Here is a 16,397-nt window from a genome sequence, read left to right as displayed (position 1 = left end):
CCGAGGAACGGCGGTGGGCCGGAACCCCGACGGGGTTCCGGCCCACCACCTCGTACATCACACCGCCCGCCGTACCCGCCAGGACGCCGTACGGCAGGCAGCCGCGGCGGCTCCCGTACGGGCGGCAGCTTTCGTGCGGAGGGCCCTCAGCCCGCCGTGATCTCGATCGCCGCGAGGTTCTTCTTGCCCTTGCGCAGCACCAGCCAGCGGCCGTGCAGCAGCTGGCCGACGGTGACCTCGGCGTCCTCGGCGGCGATCTTGACGTTGTTCACGTACGCGCCGCCCTCCTTGATGGTGCGCCGCGCGCCGCCCTTGCTGGGCGCCAGACCGGCCGCGAGCAACAGGTCCACGACCGGTCCGAGCGCCTCGACCCGGGCGTGCGGCAGCTCGCTCAGGGCGGCCTGCAAGGTCGGCTCGTCGAGCTCGGACAGCTCGCCCTGCCCGAACAGCGCCTTCGACGCGGCGACGACGGCGGCGCACTGGTCCGCGCCGTGCACCAGCGTCGTCAGCTCCTCGGCCAGCGCACGCTGGGCGGCCCGCGCCTGCGGACGCTCCTGGGTCTGCGCCTCCAGCTCCTCCAGCTCCGCCCGCGTACGGAAGCTGAGGATGCGCAGGTACTTCGAGACGTCCCGGTCGTCCACGTTCAGCCAGAACTGGTAGAACGCGTACGGCGTCGTCATCTCCGGGTCCAGCCAGACGGCCCCGCCCTCGGTCTTGCCGAACTTGGTGCCGTCCGCCTTCGTCATCAGCGGCGTCGCCAGCGCGTGCACCTGTGCCTCCGGCTCGACGCGGTGGATCAGGTCCAGGCCGGCGGTGAGGTTGCCCCACTGGTCGCTGCCGCCCTGCTGGAGGGTGCAGCCGTAGCGGCGGTACAGCTCCAGGAAGTCCATGCCCTGGAGCAGCTGGTAGCTGAACTCGGTGTAGCTGATGCCCTGGTCGGACTCCAGCCGACGGGCCACCGAGTCCTTGGTGAGCATCTTGTTGACCCGGAAGTGCTTGCCGATGTCCCGCAGGAACTCGATGGCCGACATGCCGCCGGTCCAGTCCAGATTGTTCACCATCGTCGCCGGGTGGGCGCTGCGCGAGCCGTCGAAGTCGAGGAACGGCTCGATCTGCGAGCGCAGCCGGTCCACCCACTCCCTGATGGTCTCCGGGTCGTTCAGCGTGCGCTCGGCGGTGGGCCGCGGATCGCCGATCTGCCCGGTCGCCCCGCCGACCAGCGCCAGCGGGCGCAGACCCGCCTGCTGCAGCCGGCGCATGGTGAGCACCTGCACCAGGTGCCCCACGTGCAGGCTCGCCGCAGTCGGGTCGAAGCCGCAATAGAACGTGACGGGGCCGTCCGCGAGCGCCTTGCGCAGTGCGTCTTCGTCAGTGGACTGGGCGAACAGCCCGCGCCACTTCAGCTCGTCGACGATGTCCGTCACGATTCTCGTATCTCCTCAGATGTGCGGTGTGTGCTGACCGAGGTTATACGCCCCGGCTGACAGAACTCATATTGAAATCCGGCACCCGCAGGGCGGGCATCGCGGCCCGGGTGAACCAGTCGCCCCACTCGCGCGGCAGCGTCTTCTCGGTGACACCGGCCTCCGTGGCCCGCGACAGCAGGTCCACCGGCGACTCGTTGAACCGGAAGTTGTTCACCTCGCCGACCACCTCGCCGTTCTCCACCAGATACACGCCGTCCCTGGTCAGACCGGTCAGCAGCAGCGTCGCCGGGTCGACCTCGCGGATGTACCACAGGCAGGTCAGCAGCAGTCCGCGCCCGGTGGCGGCGACCATCTCGTCCAGCGTCTTCGTGCCGCCCGCGTCGAGGATCAGGTTGTCGACGTCCGGTGTCACCGGCAGCCCGGTCAGGGCGGCGGTGCTGCGGGTGGTGATCAGCCGCTCCAGCCTCCCGTCCTTGATCCACTCGGTGGGGGCCAGCGGCAGCCCGTTGTCGAACACGGACGAGTCCCCGCCCGAGGAGTGCGTCAGCACGAACGGCGCGGACTGGAGCCCCGGTGCCTGCGGGTCGCTGCGCAGCGTCAGCGGCAGGCCGGAGAGCTTCTCGCCGAGCCGGGTCGTGCCGCCGGGCCTGGAGAACACCGTGCGTCCCTCCACCGCGTCCCGCGCCCCCGACGACCACAGCTGGTACACGAGCAGGTCCGCGACGGCGCTGGGCGGCAGCAGCGTCTCGTACCGCCCGGCGGGCAGGTCCAGGCGCCGCTGTGCCCACCCGAGGCGCTTCGCGAGCTCCTCGTCCAGTGCGGCCGGGTCGACGTCCGTGAAGTCCCGGGTGGAGCGCCCGGCCCACGCCGACTTCGTACGGTCGGGGGACTTGGCGTTCACCTCCAGGGTGCCGTTGGGCTGGTCGTGCCGCAGGCGCAGCCCCGTCGACGTGCCCAGATAGCTGGACGTCATCTCGTGGTGCGCGAACCCGTACAGTTCCCGGCCGCCGGACCGCGCACGGGCGAAGGCCTCCCCGAGAGCGGGCGCGAACGCGTCGAAGACGCCCGGGGAGGTCTCGGCGGGCGCGTCCCGGAAGTCCGCCGACACCGGTACCCCGGTGACCAGCGGCTGTGCGTCCTCCGCCGGGCCCGCCGCCCGTGCCGCCGCCTCGGCCGCCCGTACCAGCGGCTCCAGCTCCCCGGCCGTCACCGCGGACCGCGACACGACACCCGAAGCGGTTCCCTCGGCGCCGTCGACGGTCGCGATCACCGTGAGCGAGCGCCCGCGCGTCACCCCGTTCGTGGTGAGTGCGTTGCCCGCCCACCGCAGATTCACCGACGACCGCTCGTCCGCGATCACCACGCACCCGTCGGCGGTGGACAGCTCCAGAGCCCGCTCGACGATCTCGTACGGCTTGCTGCTCGCGCGGCTCATCGCCCTGCCTCCTGCGTGGTGTTCAGGATGTTGACGCCCCGGAAGAGGGCGGAGGGGCAGCCGTGCGAAACGGCGGCGACCTGGCCAGGCTGGGCCTTGCCGCAGTTGAACGCGCCGCCCAGGACGTACGTCTGGGGACCGCCGACCTTCTCCATCGAGCCCCAGAAGTCGGTGGTCGTCGCCTGGTAGGCCACGTCCCGCAACTGGCCCGCGAGCCTTCCGTTCTCGATGCGGAAGAAGCGCTGCCCGGTGAACTGGAAGTTGAAGCGCTGCATGTCGATCGACCACGACCGGTCGCCGACCACGTAGATGCCGCGCTCCACACCTCCGATGAGGTCCTCGGTCGACAGCCCTCCCGGTTCCGGCTGCAACGACACGTTCGCCATCCGCTGCACGGGCACGTGCCTGGGGGAGTCGGCGAACGCGCACCCGTTGGACCGGCCCAGCCCCGTCAGTCTGACCATTCTGCGGTCGAGCTGGTAACCGACCAGCGTCCCGTCCTTCACCAGGTCCCAGGACTGCGCGGCGACGCCCTCGTCGTCGTACCCGATCGTCGAGAGCCCGTGCTCCACCGTCCGGTCGCCGGTCACGTTCATCACCGACGACCCGTACGCCAGCTTCCCGAGCTGGTCGAAGGTCGCGAACGACGTCCCGGCGTACGCGGCCTCGTACCCCAGCGCGCGGTCCAGCTCGGTGGCGTGCCCGATCGACTCGTGGATGGTCAGCCACAGGTTCGACGGGTCGACGACCAGGTCGTAGGTGCCCGCTTCGACGCTCGGCGCGCGCATCTTCTCCGCCAGCAGCGAGGGGATCTGCTCCAGTTCGGAGTCCCAGTCCCACCCGGTGCCCGTCAGGTACTCCCAGCCGCGGCCCGCCGGCGGTGCGATCGTCCGCATGGAGTCGAACCCCCCGGACGTCTCGTCCACCGCCACGGCCGTCAACTGAGGGTGCAGCCGCACGCGTTGCTGCGTCGTCACGGTGCCCGCGGTGTCGGCGTAGAACTTGTTCTCCTGCACGGTCAGCAACGAGGCGTCGACGTGCGCGACCCCGTCCGCCCGCAGCAGCCGCGCGCTCCAGTCGGCGAGCAGGGCGCTCTTGTCCTCGCCGGGGACGTCGAACGGGTTGATCCCGTACGAGGAGACCCACGTCCGGTCCTCGTGCACGGGTTCGTCGGCCAGTTCCACCCGCTCGTCCGAACCGGCGGCCTTGATCACCTTGGCCGACAGCTTCGCCATCGCCACGGCCTGCCCCGCGACCCGGGCGGCGGCGTCCATGGACAGATCCACCCCGGACGCGAACCCCCAGGCCCCGCCGTGCACCACCCGTACCGCGTACCCGAGGTCGGTGGAGTCGCTGGACCCGGACGGTCTGGCGTCCCGCAGCCGCCAGGAGGCACTGCGTACCCGCTCCAGCCGGAAGTCGGCGTGCTCGGCGCCCAGCGCACGGGCCCGCGCGAGCGCGGCGTCGGCGAGGGCGCGCAGGGGGAGCGCGGTGAAGGACGGGTCGACCGGATGAGGGGAACGGGGATGAGGGGAATGCGGCACGGATGTCTCCTGTCGTCGAGACGAGGTCGGTCCGATCATGTCGCGTCCGGGACTCCCGTGCACAGACACTTTCTGTAGGGATCCGACAGCGGGCGGATGGCCGACCTGTCAGGGCCCGATTCTCCGTACGGGCCCCGGTACCGATAGTTTCGGTCGGTACCACACCGCTATCGAAAGGGTGATCCGTTGAGCCGCTCGGTTCTCGTCACCGGAGGAAACCGGGGCATCGGCCTCGCCATCGCCCGCGCTTTCGCCGACAACGGCGACAGGGTCGCGATCACGTACCGCTCGGGTGACCCGTCGGACCTCGAAAAGGCGGGCTTCCTCGCCGTCAAGTGCGACATCACCGACACCGAGCAGGTGGAGCAGGCCTACAAGGAGATCGAGGAGAAGCACGGTCCCGTGGAGGTGCTGGTCGCCAACGCCGGCGTCACCAAGGACCAGCTCCTGATGCGCATGTCCGAGGAGGACTTCACGTCCGTCCTTGACACCAACCTCACCGGCACCTTCCGGGTCGTGAAGCGCGCCAACCGCGCCATGCTGCGCGCCAGGAAGGGCCGCGTCGTGCTGATCTCCTCGGTCGTGGGCCTGCTCGGCTCCGCCGGGCAGGCGAACTACGCCGCCTCCAAGGCCGGTCTGGTCGGATTCGCGCGCTCACTCGCCCGCGAGCTGGGTTCGCGCAACATCACCTTCAACGTCGTCGCGCCCGGGTTTGTCGACACCGACATGACCCAGGCACTCACGGACGAGCAGCGCAAGGGCATCGTCGCCCAGGTCCCGCTCGGCCGGTACGCACAGCCGGAGGAGATCGCCGCCGCGGTGAAGTTCCTCGCCTCCGACGACGCGTCGTACATCACTGGAGCCGTCATCCCGGTTGACGGCGGATTGGGCATGGGTCACTGATCGCCATGAGTGGAATCCTCGAAGGCAAGAACATCCTCATCACGGGTGTGCTGATGGAGTCCTCCATCGCCTTTCACGCGGCCAAGGTGGCCCAGGAGCAGGGCGCCAACGTCATCCTGACGGCCTGGCCCCGCCCCACGCTGACCGAGCGCATCGCGAAGAAGCTGCCGAAGCCCGCGAAGGTCATCGAGCTGGACGTGACCAACCAGGAGCACCTGGACCGCCTGGAAGGCCTCGTCCGCGAGGAACTGGGTTCGCTCGACGGCGTCGTGCACTCCATCGGTTTCGCCCCGCCGGGCGCCTTCAACTTCCTCGAAGCCACCTTCGAGGACGTGTCGACGGCGATGCACGTCTCCGCGTACTCCCTGAAGTCGCTGACGCTGGCCTGCCGTCCGCTGTTCAGCGACGGTGCCTCGGTGGTCGGCCTCACCTTCGACGCGCAGTTCGCGTGGCCGAAGTACGACTGGATGGGCCCGGCCAAGGCGGCCCTCGAAGCCACCAGCCGCTACCTCGCCCGCGACCTGGGCAAGGAGAAGATCCGCTGCAACCTGATCTCCGCGGGCCCGCTCGGCTCCATGGCGGCCAAGTCCATCCCGGGCTTCTCCGACCTCGCGGACATCTGGAACACCCGCTCCCCGCTGAACTGGGACATGGGCGACCCGGAGCCCGCGGGCAAGGGCATCGTGGCCCTGCTGTCGGACTTCTTCCCGCAGACGACGGGCGAGATCATCCACGTCGACGGCGGCGTGCACATGATGGGCGCCTGACTTTCCGCAGTGCGCACCGGAGCGCCGGTCCGGCCGACACCCCCGGCCCGGCCGGCGCTCCGGCGCGTGTGGCCGAGTCTCCGCAGCGCGGCCCCGCACCCCGCCCGCCCGCGCTACGCGCCCAGGACCCGCCGCGCCGCCGTCACCCGCTCCGGGGCCGGCCGTACCCGCACCCCGTGGAAGCCGACCCCCGCGGGGCGTCCAGCGCCACCCGTGACGTCGTCCCGTCCGGCCTCGACGACGGATCCAGCGGGCTCCCCGGCAGCCCGTCCACCACGAAGACGTCCCTCCGCGACGGAACGTGCTCGTCAGGCCCCCCTCAAGTCGAAAACCCCGCGCAACCATCGCAGACTGTCCGAAACGGGACGGTACTCGTCCGTGGGTGGAACGCAGGGAAGAAGGCGGGGGCAGCCGGTGACGACATACGGCAGACACGGGGGACGCGCGGTGCTCGCCCTGTCCTCGGTCGCCCTGGCCGCCTGCCTCGCCGGAGCGGCCGCGCACGCCTCGATACCCGGCGGAACCCCGACGTCCGCAGCTCCGCCCGCCGCCTCCCACTCCCCCCGCCCGGTCCCCTTCGGCGCCTTCTGCCGTACGTCGATCGAGCGCTCCGAGTCCGTCGCGTACTGCCACAACCCGTATCCGGAGACCGACCTGGTCCAACTGCACACCGAGTGCAGGCGCTGGTGGGACATCGACGGTGACAGCGCCCCGGTCGCCGTGGGCCCCGCCGAGACCGTACGGCTGTCCGGTCGCTGCTGGAAGGAGGTGAGCAGCACCTGGGTCACCCACGCGCGCGCCCCCGAGCCGGCGGATCCGCCGCACGCACCGGGTCACGTCCAGGAACCCGGCCGCCACTTCGAGCCGCAGCTCACCGGCGAACTCCTCCCACGGCACCTCACCGGCGGCTGACCTCAGCCGGGCGTGCCCCCGGTACGGCAGCCGCGCTCCGACAGGCAGTTCAACGCGTAACCCGCCGCCTCGGACGCCGCCGCCTCCGCGTCGCCCGCCCGGATCGCCTCGATCAGCCGGCCGTGGTCCATGTGGTCCTCGGGCCGCAGCTCGTGCCCGACATCGTCGCGCAGCCAGTCCCGCAGCAGGTCGCCGAGGTCGGCGTAGAGCCCGATCAGCACGTCGTTGTGCGAGGCCGTCACCACCGCCAGGTGCAGCGAGGCGTCGGCCGTCACGAACTGCTCCGCGTCCCCCGACTCCCACGCCTCCTCGCGTCGCGCGAGCAGTGCGTCCAGCTGCCTGACGTCCTTCTCGGTGCGGCGCTGCGCGGCGAGCCGCCCGGCCGAGGACTCCAGGGTGGAGCGCAGCTCGGCGATGTGCAGCGGATCGGCGTCCGCGAAGCGGCGGTGCATGACGCCCGCCAGCTCGCTCGTCGCCCGTACATACGTACCCGAGCCCTGCCGGATGTCCAGCAGGCCGTTGTGCGCGAGCGCGCGCACCGCCTCGCGGACCGTGTTGCGGGCCACCCCCAACTGCTCGACCAGCTCGGGTTCGGTCGGAATGCGCGACCCCACCGGCCACTCGCCGGAGGTGATCTGGTTCCGCAGGGCGCTGATCACCTGGTCGGAGAGTGCGGAACGCCGGGCGGAGGTCAGCGTCATGGTGCTCCTCGTTCGGGGTCAAAGAGGGCTCGGGTGCCGTCGGGCTCCGGCCGGGAAGCGATTGGACAACCAATCATCCCATGATTCTATGATGGTTCACATGCCTGTCGACGAAACCCGGACCCTGAGCCCCGAGCCCCGCGCCGCACGCGAGCACCGCACGGCCGCTGTGCGGAGCCCGGACGGGAAGCCGCACCGCTCGGTCTGGCTCCTGCGGCTCATGGTCGTCGGCCTGGTCCTCGCCGCGCTCAACCTCCGGCCCGCCATCACCAGCCTCGGGCCCCTCCTCGAAGAGGTCCGCAAGGGGCTCGGGATGAGCGGCGCCGTCGCCGGCCTCGTCACCTCCGTACCGTCCCTGTGCTTCGCGGTCTTCGGCATCATGGCCCCGCGCCTCGCCCGCCGGTTCGGACCCGCCACCATCGTCTGCGCGGGCATGACCGCCATCGCGATCGGCCTGTTCCTGCGCCCGTACGCCGGCGGCACGGCGGGCTTCCTCGCCGCCAGCGCGCTCGCCCTCGTCGGCATCGCGGTCAGCAACATCCTGCTCCCGGCGATCGTCAAGCAGTGGTTCCCGGACCGGGTCTCCACGATGACCGGCCTGTACTCCATGGCACTGGCCATCGGCACCTCGCTGGCCGCCCTGTCCACCGTGCCCATGACCAAGGCGCTGGGCGGCAGTTGGCAGACCGGCCTCGCCGTGTGGGGCATCCTCGCCGCGCTCGCCCTGTGCGTATGGCTGCCGCTGGCCGTCCGGCACGGTCGCGACCGGACCCGGCCCGCCGCCGGTACGAAGCCGCAGCCCCGGACCCCGGGCGCCGAGGCCGTGGAGTCCGCCGCCGAAGCTCCGGTCCCCGCCCCCGCCCTGCCCATGGTCCGCAGCCGCACCGCCTGGGCGCTGGCCTGCTTCTTCGGCCTCCAGGCCACCGCCGCGTACATCACCATGGGCTGGATGCCGCAGATCTTCCGCGACGCCGGCCTCTCCGCCGGCACCTCCGGCATGCTGCTGGCCCTCACCATGGCGATGGGCATCCCGCTCGCCTTCGTCATCCCGCGCGTCGCCACCCGCCTCCCCAGCCAGGGCCCCGTCGTCCTCGTCCTGGGCCTGTGCGGACTGTCCGGATACGCGGGCCTCTACCTCGCCCCGGCGAGCGGCGCCTGGGCGTGGGCCCTCCTGCTCGGCGTCTCCAACTGCGCGTTCCCGCTGGCCCTCACCATGATCGGGCTGCGCGCCAAGAGCCACCAGGGCGTCGTCAAGCTGTCGGCCTTCGCGCAGAGCGTCGGCTACCTCATCTCCATCCCTGGCCCGCTGCTCATCGGCGTACTGCACGACGCGACCGGCGGCTGGGGGCTGCCCATCGCGCTGATGGCCGGGCTGATGCTGCCGCAGATGGCCGCCGGTGTCCTGGCCGGCCGCAACCGCACGATCGAGATCGAACTGGCCACCTGACCGGTGCCCCGTGCCACCGGCGGGTCCGGCGGGGAGGGACGAGCGGGGGAGGGACGAAGGGTGCGAGACTGACTGCCATGCCTGTACTCGACCCCCACCCCCCGAACGGCCGCAAAAAGCTCCTGTACGTGCTCGGCGCCATGCTCTCCATCACCGTGATCATCGCCGTCGTCGCGATGATCCTCTCCCCGTGACCGGGGGAGACAGGGCAGAGGGTGGGGCTGTCCCCACCCTCCCCTAGGGGGCTGTACTCAGGGGTGAATGGGGAGTTCTCCGGATGGGCGCGGGCGCTGGTACTCCGTAGGTTCGAGGTGTCCCACCGGATACCGCACCCACGGAGGCGGCCCATGTCGGCCCCCACGCACCCCGCACGCCGCACCGCCGCCCTCGGCAGCCGCCTTCCCTGGTGGTCCGTGGTGCTCCCGGCCGTCGCCTTCGCCGTCCTGCTCGTCCTGACAGCCGGATCCGGCCACGCGAGCGCCGCGGTGGCGGCGTCGGACGCGCCGGGCCTCGCGTACCTGGTGGAGCGGATCCTCGGCGCCCTGTCGCTCTGACGGATCCAGCCGTTCACCCGTGTCGGGGGAGCGCACCAACTCCCCGGGCCCCGGCGCGCGTTTCATGCGAAGCTGGGGTGCATGAGCGCCGACACACCCCGCAGGATCGTCCTTCTCCGGCACGCCAAAGCCGAGTGGTCAGATGCGTCCGACCTGGAGCGACCGCTCGCCGACCGGGGCCGCAGGGACGCCGCCACCGCAGGCCGGAAGCTGGCCGACACCGGCCTCGCCTTCGACCTGGCCCTGTGCTCGACCGCCACGAGGACGCGCGAGACCTGGAAGCTGGCCGTGCAGGAGATGCCGCGCCGGCCGAGGACCGTCTATGAGGACCGGCTCTACGAAGCCTCTCTCGGCGAACTCATCGCCCTCGTCAACGAGACGCCCGACGACGTGGCAGACCTCCTCCTCATCGGTCACAACCCCGGGATGCACGCACTGGCCGACGCCCTCGCCGGGCAGGCCGACCCCGAGGCACTGGCCCGGATGACCCGGAGCGGCTTTCCCACGGCGACGTACGCCATCGTCGAGTTCACCGGCTCCTGGAAGTCGGTGGAGCACGGAACGGGCAGGCTCACGGGCTACTGGGCGCCGCACGACTGATCCGCGTCCGCCGCACCACGTACCGGCAGGGCCCCGGGAAGCACTCGCTCCCGGGGCCCTCTTCCTTCCCGCCCCCGCCCGCACGCGGGGAATACGTCCCGCCCTCAGTGCAGGTGGACGACGTCCCCGTCCGCCGCTTCGACCTCTTCGCGGGTGATGCCCAGCAGATACAGGACGGTGTCCAGGAACGGCACGTTCACCGCGGTGTCGGCGGCCTGCCGTACCACCGGCTTGGCATTGAACGCGACGCCCAGCCCCGCCGTGTTGAGCATGTCGAGGTCGTTGGCGCCGTCACCGATCGCCACCGTCTGATCGAGCGGGACCCCGGCCTGCGCGGCGAACCGGCGCAGCAGCCGTGCCTTGCCCGCCCGGTCCACGATTTCCCCGACGACCTTGCCCGTCAGCTTCCCGTCGACGATCTCCAGCGTGTTGGCGGACGCGAAATCGAGCGACAGCTCGTCCTTCAGCGCATCCGTGACCTGGGTGAACCCCCCGGACACCACGCCGACTTGATACCCGAGCCGCTTCAGCGTCCGCACCAGGGTCCGGGCGCCCGGAGTCATCCGCACCTCCGCGCGGACCTTCTCCACCACCTCGGCGTCCAGCCCCTCCAGCAGCGCCACGCGTGCGTGCAGCGACTGCTCGAAGTCAAGTTCCCCGCGCATCGCCTGTTCGGTGACGGCGGCCACCTCCGCCTCGCAGCCCGCGTGCGCGGCGAACAGCTCGATCACCTCGTCCTGGATGAGCGTCGAATCGACGTCCATCACGACGAGCCGCTGGGCGCGTCGGTGCAGGCCCGCCGACACGACGGCCACGTCCACGCCGATCTCCGCGGCAGCGGTCGCCAGAGCGGTGCGCAGCGCTTCCGTCGCGGTGCCGGAGACCGCGAACTCCACGGCGGTCACCGGGTACTTGGCCAGCCGGAAGATGCGGTCGATGTTTCCACCGGTGTCGGTGATCCTGGCCGCTATGGCCGCCGTCGACTCGGCCGTCAGCGGATGGCCCAGCACGGTGACGTGGGAACGGCCGCTGCCACGCGGCCGGTTGTCGCCCGTGCCCGAGATGATCTCGGCCTGGAGATCCAGCGAGTCGGCCCAGCTGTGCACGGTCGCCCGCAGCTCGCCCGCGGCGGCCACGGTGGGCTCGGTGACCAGCACGCACAGGACGATGCGGCCACGGGTGACGACCTGCTCGATGTCGACGACGTCGACGCCGTAGGCGGCCAGGGTGTCGAAGAGTCCGGCGGTGATCCCGGGACGGTCCTTCCCGAAGATCTTCACGAGGAGGGTCGGGACGTCGTTGTTCGGCAGTGCGCTCATGGTTCCCCCACCGTATCGGCCCGGCGCCGCACTTCCGGCACCTGTCCCGACTGGCGGACAGCGCCACGGGCGAGCGCCCGGCACGAACGGCGGGCGGGCTCGCGCGGCGGGCAGGACGGGCGCCGCGGGCCACGGCATCCGCTCCGGCCCCTCACTTCCGTCCGGGCCTCCCCGGCGGCGGCGGCCCCTCACCGGACGGCGGCGGAGGAGGAGGCGGCACCGGCGGAACGGTCCCACGCCGCCCGCGCCCCGGCACCTCCGGCGGCCTCGGCGGCCCGGGAATCCCCGTGACCGTCGGCGCCGCGTGCCGGGCGTCCTGCGCCCCGCGGTGCGCAGCCGAGCCCTGCCCCCCGGCCGGCCGCGGCGTGGACGAGGGCGGCCTTCCACCCCCGTCCGACGCCCGCAGATACGGATTCGTCCCGTCCTGGTCGGGGCCGTACCGCGGCGAAGGACGATACGGCCCCGGCACGTACGCCAGATCCGGATACGTCCGCTGCCCCCTCCCCGCCCGGGCCCCGCCCCCACGCTCCGTCGGCACCACCGCCCGCCGGCCGTCCGCCCCCGTCGCGCAGGCCAGCAGCGCGCCGACCGTGCCCGCCCCGGCCCCCCAGGCCACCCCCAGCAGCAACGCCGTCGCCAGGTTCCCGCGCAGCGAGATCCCCGCCCCGAAGGCGTCGAAGCCGAGCACCGACAGCGACGCGTCCGCCGAGACCCCGGCCAGCCACGTCATCAGCGGCAGCCCGACACCGGTCACGGCCCCCAGCGCCACCGCGCACTGTCCCGTGTACTCCACCGCCGACAGGCCGTCGCGCGGTGTCCGCGACGCCGCGACGACCCCGGCGCACAGCATCGCCACGGCGGCGGCGACAGCGAGCAGCCACACCCGCCCGTCCAGCTCCGCGAGCCGTCCCACGCTCAACGCCCGGTCGCCGGACGCGGACAGCAGCTCGTCGAAAGGCGCAGGCAGGACGTTCGCCAGCTGTCCCGACGCGTGCCCCTGCCAGGGGACGAACAGCCCGACCGCGACGCCGAGCCACACCCCGTTCGGCGCCCCGAGCAGCGCGGCGCCCAGCACCCGGCCCGGGTGGTCGTCGCCCGCCGCCGCGTACCCGGCCGCCGCGACGCCCGCGAGCACCGCCAGCAGCCCCACGGCGACCAGCGCGGACGCGGCCGGGCGGAGCACCCGGTGCACCGCGTCCCAGCCGGGCGGCAACGGCGTACGGCGCGAGGCGAGCAGCGCGATCAGCAGCACGCCCACCACCCACACCGCACCGCCGAGCAGCGAGTCCGCCGTGTCGACGCCGAACCCGACCGTCGCCTTCGCGTCGACGAGGTCGGAGATCCGGTCCGGAAGAAGGCCGCCGATCGCCCCCGGAAGCCGGTCCTGGATGCCGCCGGGGAGGTCGTTCCCGGGAATTCCGTCGATTCCGAGCTTTCCGCCGTCAATTGTGATGACGTCGTGACCCGCCCAGGCGAGGCCGGCCAGCGTGCCCAGGAACAGCACCGCGACCGAGCCCGCCCGGACGGCCAGTTCGGCGCCCGGAATCTCCGCTCCCGCGCTTTTGAGCGACCGCAGGAAGGAGAAGGACAGGAGCAGCGCGCCGACCAGACCCACACCAAGTGGCGCAATATCGACGGCCGTCCGTGCCGCGGCGCTCTCGATCCCGAAGGCTGAGACGTTCCCGGTCGGGGTGACGGAGCCGCCCACCGCGAGGACGACGACCGCCGCCGTCATGGCCCGCAGCGACCCGGCCGAGTCCGCGCCCAGCAGGTGCAGCCCCAGCGCGGCGACGCCCGCCATTCCCGCCAAAGCCCAGCTCACAGAGGCAATCGAGGCGAGCACCACATCGCCCCAACGCACGCCGACCCGACCGTTCGCATCCATCAGGCCACCCGATCTGTACCGGTACGACATGGATTGCCCGGCCATGCATGATCCGTACACAGTCATGCGGAGTCATGCGCACTCGTGGGCGCTTACCACTCTCCGGGGGTGTTTCGGCTGCGTCAACGGGCGCGCGCGGGGCGCGCGCACCCCCTCTTCACATGGCCCGACTTTCGTATTCGAGCCGGAGCCTGAAATAGTTCCCCCCGATGTTCACCATCCCTAGACTCCCGGTGACGGGCGTAACTACGGGGGACAACTAGTGGGGCATGGAGTGCCGGAACTCGTACTGGAATTGAATGGAAGGACCTGGACGCTCGATCCGTCCCGGTCGTACACCCTCGGCCGCGATCCCCAGGGTGACGTGGTGATAGACGACGCCCGGGTCTCGTGGCGGCACGCCTCGATCAGCTGGGGCGGCCGAAGCTGGGTGATCGAAGACCACGGCAGCACCAACGGCACGTACGCGCAGGGCCAGCGCGTCCACCACACGGAGATCGGCCCCGGGTCCAGCGTGCACCTGGGCAACGCCACCGACGGACCGCAGCTGGTGCTCTCGGGAGCCGCGCCGGGCGCTGTCTCCGCCGCGCAGCAGACGCACCAGCCGCAGGCCGCACACCAGCAGGCAGCACCGCATCAGGCGCCCCACCAGGCTCCGCAGCGGCAGCAGCCCAGCTGGCAGCAGCAGCCCCAGCAGGGGCCGCCGCCGCAGCAGGCGCAGCAGCCGAGCTGGCAGCAGCAGAGTCAGCAGCCGCCGTACCAGCAGACGCCCGCCGCCCAGGCGCACGTGCCGCAGGGCGGCCAGGCCGGCGGTGTCGCGGGGGCCCCGCCTGTCTACGGCGACCGCAGCCCGACCACGTTCCACCAGATGGCACTGGGCCGGGTCATGCGCATCGGCCGTGCCCTGGAGAACGAGCTGGTCGTCTCCGACCTCCAGGTCTCCCGGCTGCACGCGGAGTTCCACGCGACGCCCGACGGCCGCATGGAGATCCGCGACCTCGGCTCGCACAACGGCACGTACATCAACGGCCAGCCGATGCAGAAGTCCGGCACGGCGCTGCTGGGCCCCAACGACATCGTCGGCGTCGGCCACTCCACCTTCCGCGTCGTCGGCGACCGGCTGGAAGAGTTCGTCGACACCGGTGAGGTCTCCTTCTCCGCCCGCCACCTCACGGTGACGGTCGACGGCGGCAAGGACATCCTCAAGGACGTCTCCTTCGGCGTCCCCGAAAAGTCGCTCATCGCGGTCATCGGCCCCTCCGGCTCCGGAAAGTCGACCCTGCTCAAGGCGCTCACCGGCTACCGGCCCGCCAACAAGGGCGACGTCCTCTACGACAACCGGAACCTCTACAAGCAGTTCGCCGAGCTGCGCCAGCGCATCGGTCTGGTCCCGCAGGACGACATCCTGCACAAGGAACTGACCGTCAAGAAGGCCCTCAAGTACGCCGCCAAGCTGCGCTTCCCCGCGGACACCTCCGAGGCGGAGCGCAACCAGCGGATCGACGAGGTCCTCGGCGAGCTCAAGCTGGACATCCACAAGGAGAAGAAGGTCACCTCCCTCTCCGGTGGCCAGCGCAAGCGTGTCTCGGTGGCCCTTGAGCTGCTGACCAAGCCCTCGCTGATCTTCCTCGACGAGCCCACCTCGGGCCTCGACCCGGGCATGGACCGCGACGTCATGCAGCTGCTGCGCGGCCTCGCCGACGACGGCCGCACCGTCCTGGTCGTGACCCACTCGGTGGCCGAGCTCGCCATCTGCGACAAGCTCCTGGTGATGGCGCCCGGCGGCTCCGTCGCGTACTTCGGCCCCCCGGAGGAAGCGCTCAACTTCTTCGGCTACAGCACCTGGGCCGACGTCTTCTCCGCGTTCGAGAACTACCGCGACTACGACTGGGCGGGCCGCTGGCGCGGCTCGCAGCACTACCAGATGTACGCCGCGGACATCGACGCCGTAGCCGCGACCCCCGTCCACATGCCGCCCCCTCAGCAGATGCGCCCGCCGAAGCCGCAGGGCTGGGGCGCGCAGCTCACGACGCTGATCCGGCGGTACGTCTCCGTCATCGCGTCGGACAAGGGCTTCCTGGGCCTGATGGTGATCCTGCCCGCCGTGCTGGGCCTGGTCAGCGTCGTCATCCCGGCCGACTTCGGTCTCGGCCCGCCCAAGCCGCCGTCGAGGTTCAACGGCGACGCGGGAACGATCATGCTGATCCTCGCGGTCGGCATGTGCTTCTCCGGCGCCGCGAACTCGGTCCGCGAGCTGATCAAGGAACGGGTGATCTACGAGCGCGAACGGGCCACCGGCCTGTCCCGCTCCGCGTACCTGATGTCCAAGGTCATCGTCCTCGGCGTGATCACGGCGTTCCAGGGCGTCATCATCTGCGCCATCGGCTTCTCCACCCGGGCCCTCCCGGCCGAGGGCCTGATCATGCTGCCCGCGGTCGAGATCTGCGTCGCGGTGATCGCGCTCGGCTTCACCTCGATGATGTTCGGGCTGGTCATCTCCTCGCTGGTGAAGACCTCCGAGAAGACGATGCCGCTGCTGGTCATGTTCGCGATCGTCCAGGTCGTGTTCACCGGCATCCTCTTCAAGGTGTACGGACAGATCGGCCTGGAGCAGTTCGCCTGGCTGATGCCGTCCCGGTGGGCCATCGGTGCCGCCGGTACCACGCTCGACCTGGCACACCTGATGCCGCCGTGGGACCAGAAGAACCCCACCGACCTCGACCCCCTCTGGGAGCACACCGCTTCGCAGTGGGGCATCAACATCGCGGTCCTGCTGGCCCTCGGCGTGATCTGCGGGTTCGCGGTCGCGCGCCTGCTGCGCCGGCACGAGCCCGAGGTCATGCGCAAGTGACCCGCTAGCGCACAGACGAAGGGCGGCCCCCGGAATGCTCCGGGGGCCGCCC

14 protein-coding genes and 1 pseudogene are annotated in these 16,397 nt (G+C 71.3%); 8 read left to right on the top strand and 7 right to left on the bottom strand.

The features are described 5' to 3' along the window. Nucleotides 1-146: 146 nt before the first annotated feature. The 3 genes from tyrS to HNQ79_RS27895 are packed head-to-tail and all read right to left on the bottom strand — an operon-like array spanning nucleotide 147 to nucleotide 4,406. The gene (tyrS, locus tag HNQ79_RS27905) at nucleotides 147-1,424 is read right to left on the bottom strand and encodes a tyrosine--tRNA ligase (protein WP_185035655.1); all 1,278 of its coding nucleotides are present in this window, start codon (nucleotides 1,422-1,424) and stop codon (nucleotides 147-149) included. Between the two features lie 43 nt (nucleotides 1,425-1,467). Continuing rightward, nucleotides 1,468-2,862, bottom strand: coding sequence for a metallopeptidase TldD-related protein (locus HNQ79_RS27900; RefSeq protein WP_185035654.1), 1,395 nt, complete (start codon nucleotides 2,860-2,862; stop codon nucleotides 1,468-1,470). Then, entirely contained in the window at nucleotides 2,859-4,406 is a 1,548-nt protein-coding gene (locus HNQ79_RS27895; RefSeq protein WP_185035653.1) for a TldD/PmbA family protein, read from the bottom strand. Before HNQ79_RS27895 ends, HNQ79_RS27900 begins: the two co-directional genes overlap by 4 nt. A gap of 186 nt (nucleotides 4,407-4,592) precedes the next feature. On the opposite strand from HNQ79_RS27895, the gene fabG reads away from it, so the two are divergent. Next, a complete protein-coding gene (gene fabG / locus HNQ79_RS27890; RefSeq protein WP_185035652.1) occupies nucleotides 4,593-5,309 on the top strand; it encodes a 3-oxoacyl-[acyl-carrier-protein] reductase in 717 nt (238 codons plus the stop codon). Nucleotides 5,310-5,314: 5 nt separating this feature from the next. Then, nucleotides 5,315-6,076, top strand: a complete 762-nt coding sequence (fabI, locus tag HNQ79_RS27885; RefSeq protein ID WP_185035651.1) for an enoyl-ACP reductase FabI — start codon at nucleotides 5,315-5,317, stop codon at nucleotides 6,074-6,076. A gap of 142 nt (nucleotides 6,077-6,218) precedes the next feature. Here fabI and HNQ79_RS34845 read toward each other — a convergent pair whose 3' ends face one another. Further along, entirely contained in the window at nucleotides 6,219-6,350 is a 132-nt protein-coding gene (locus HNQ79_RS34845; RefSeq protein WP_373312627.1) for a hypothetical protein, read from the bottom strand. A 173-nt stretch (nucleotides 6,351-6,523) separates the two neighbouring features. Here HNQ79_RS34845 and HNQ79_RS27880 point away from each other — a divergent pair. Then, nucleotides 6,524-6,880 (top strand): annotated as a pseudogene (locus HNQ79_RS27880) (hypothetical protein); the annotation flags it as partial. A gap of 110 nt (nucleotides 6,881-6,990) precedes the next feature. Here HNQ79_RS27880 and HNQ79_RS27875 read toward each other — a convergent pair. Then, a complete protein-coding gene (locus tag HNQ79_RS27875) occupies nucleotides 6,991-7,689 on the bottom strand; it encodes a FadR/GntR family transcriptional regulator (RefSeq protein ID WP_185035650.1) in 699 nt (232 codons plus the stop codon). 100 nt (nucleotides 7,690-7,789) lie between these two features. On the opposite strand from HNQ79_RS27875, the gene HNQ79_RS27870 reads away from it, so the two are divergent. From HNQ79_RS27870 to HNQ79_RS27860, 4 genes are all read left to right on the top strand, one after another. Next, nucleotides 7,790-9,136 carry a CynX/NimT family MFS transporter gene (locus HNQ79_RS27870; protein WP_185035649.1) on the top strand — a complete coding sequence of 449 codons (1,347 nt, stop codon included), beginning with the start codon at nucleotides 7,790-7,792 and terminating at the stop codon, nucleotides 9,134-9,136. Between the two features lie 77 nt (nucleotides 9,137-9,213). Then, on the top strand, nucleotides 9,214-9,330 hold the full coding sequence (locus tag HNQ79_RS34085; RefSeq protein ID WP_260421832.1) for an SGM_5486 family transporter-associated protein: 117 nt from the start codon (nucleotides 9,214-9,216) through the stop codon (nucleotides 9,328-9,330). Between the two features lie 153 nt (nucleotides 9,331-9,483). Further along, the gene (locus HNQ79_RS27865; protein WP_221508226.1) at nucleotides 9,484-9,690 is read left to right on the top strand and encodes a hypothetical protein; all 207 of its coding nucleotides are present in this window, start codon (nucleotides 9,484-9,486) and stop codon (nucleotides 9,688-9,690) included. An 81-nt stretch (nucleotides 9,691-9,771) separates the two neighbouring features. Then, complete coding sequence (locus tag HNQ79_RS27860) at nucleotides 9,772-10,290, top strand: SixA phosphatase family protein (protein WP_185035647.1); 519 nt, start codon at nucleotides 9,772-9,774, stop codon at nucleotides 10,288-10,290. Nucleotides 10,291-10,394: 104 nt separating this feature from the next. Here HNQ79_RS27860 and serB read toward each other — a convergent pair whose 3' ends face one another. Together serB and HNQ79_RS27850 are read right to left on the bottom strand one after the other, a co-directional pair. Further along, a complete protein-coding gene (serB, locus tag HNQ79_RS27855) occupies nucleotides 10,395-11,609 on the bottom strand; it encodes a phosphoserine phosphatase SerB (RefSeq protein WP_185035646.1) in 1,215 nt (404 codons plus the stop codon). A 151-nt stretch (nucleotides 11,610-11,760) separates the two neighbouring features. After that, on the bottom strand, nucleotides 11,761-13,494 hold the full coding sequence (locus HNQ79_RS27850; RefSeq protein ID WP_185035645.1) for a streptophobe family protein: 1,734 nt from the start codon (nucleotides 13,492-13,494) through the stop codon (nucleotides 11,761-11,763). A gap of 262 nt (nucleotides 13,495-13,756) precedes the next feature. On the opposite strand from HNQ79_RS27850, the gene HNQ79_RS27845 reads away from it, so the two are divergent. Continuing rightward, the gene (locus tag HNQ79_RS27845; RefSeq protein ID WP_185035644.1) at nucleotides 13,757-16,345 is read left to right on the top strand and encodes an ABC transporter ATP-binding protein/permease; all 2,589 of its coding nucleotides are present in this window, start codon (nucleotides 13,757-13,759) and stop codon (nucleotides 16,343-16,345) included. The last annotated feature ends 52 nt before the right edge of the window (nucleotides 16,346-16,397 follow it).

This window comes from Streptomyces candidus (assembly GCF_014207445.1).
In the GTDB taxonomy this organism is placed as follows: domain Bacteria; phylum Actinomycetota; class Actinomycetes; order Streptomycetales; family Streptomycetaceae; genus Streptomyces; species Streptomyces candidus.
This window is presented reverse-complemented; position numbering and strand designations above follow the sequence as displayed.

Coding starts and splice junctions, on each gene's coding strand:
- HNQ79_RS27900 (WP_185035654.1), bottom strand. CDS start 2,862: ATGAGCCGCGCGAGCAGCAAGCCGTACGAGATCGTCGAGCGGGCTCTG.
- fabI (WP_185035651.1), top strand. CDS start 5,315: ATGAGTGGAATCCTCGAAGGCAAGAACATCCTCATCACGGGTGTGCTG.
- HNQ79_RS27875 (WP_185035650.1), bottom strand. CDS start 7,689: ATGACGCTGACCTCCGCCCGGCGTTCCGCACTCTCCGACCAGGTGATC.
- HNQ79_RS27870 (WP_185035649.1), top strand. CDS start 7,790: ATGCCTGTCGACGAAACCCGGACCCTGAGCCCCGAGCCCCGCGCCGCA.
- HNQ79_RS34085 (WP_260421832.1), top strand. CDS start 9,214: ATGCCTGTACTCGACCCCCACCCCCCGAACGGCCGCAAAAAGCTCCTG.
- HNQ79_RS27865 (WP_221508226.1), top strand. CDS start 9,484: ATGTCGGCCCCCACGCACCCCGCACGCCGCACCGCCGCCCTCGGCAGC.
- HNQ79_RS27860 (WP_185035647.1), top strand. CDS start 9,772: ATGAGCGCCGACACACCCCGCAGGATCGTCCTTCTCCGGCACGCCAAA.
- serB (WP_185035646.1), bottom strand. CDS start 11,609: ATGAGCGCACTGCCGAACAACGACGTCCCGACCCTCCTCGTGAAGATC.
- HNQ79_RS27850 (WP_185035645.1), bottom strand. CDS start 13,494: ATGGATGCGAACGGTCGGGTCGGCGTGCGTTGGGGCGATGTGGTGCTC.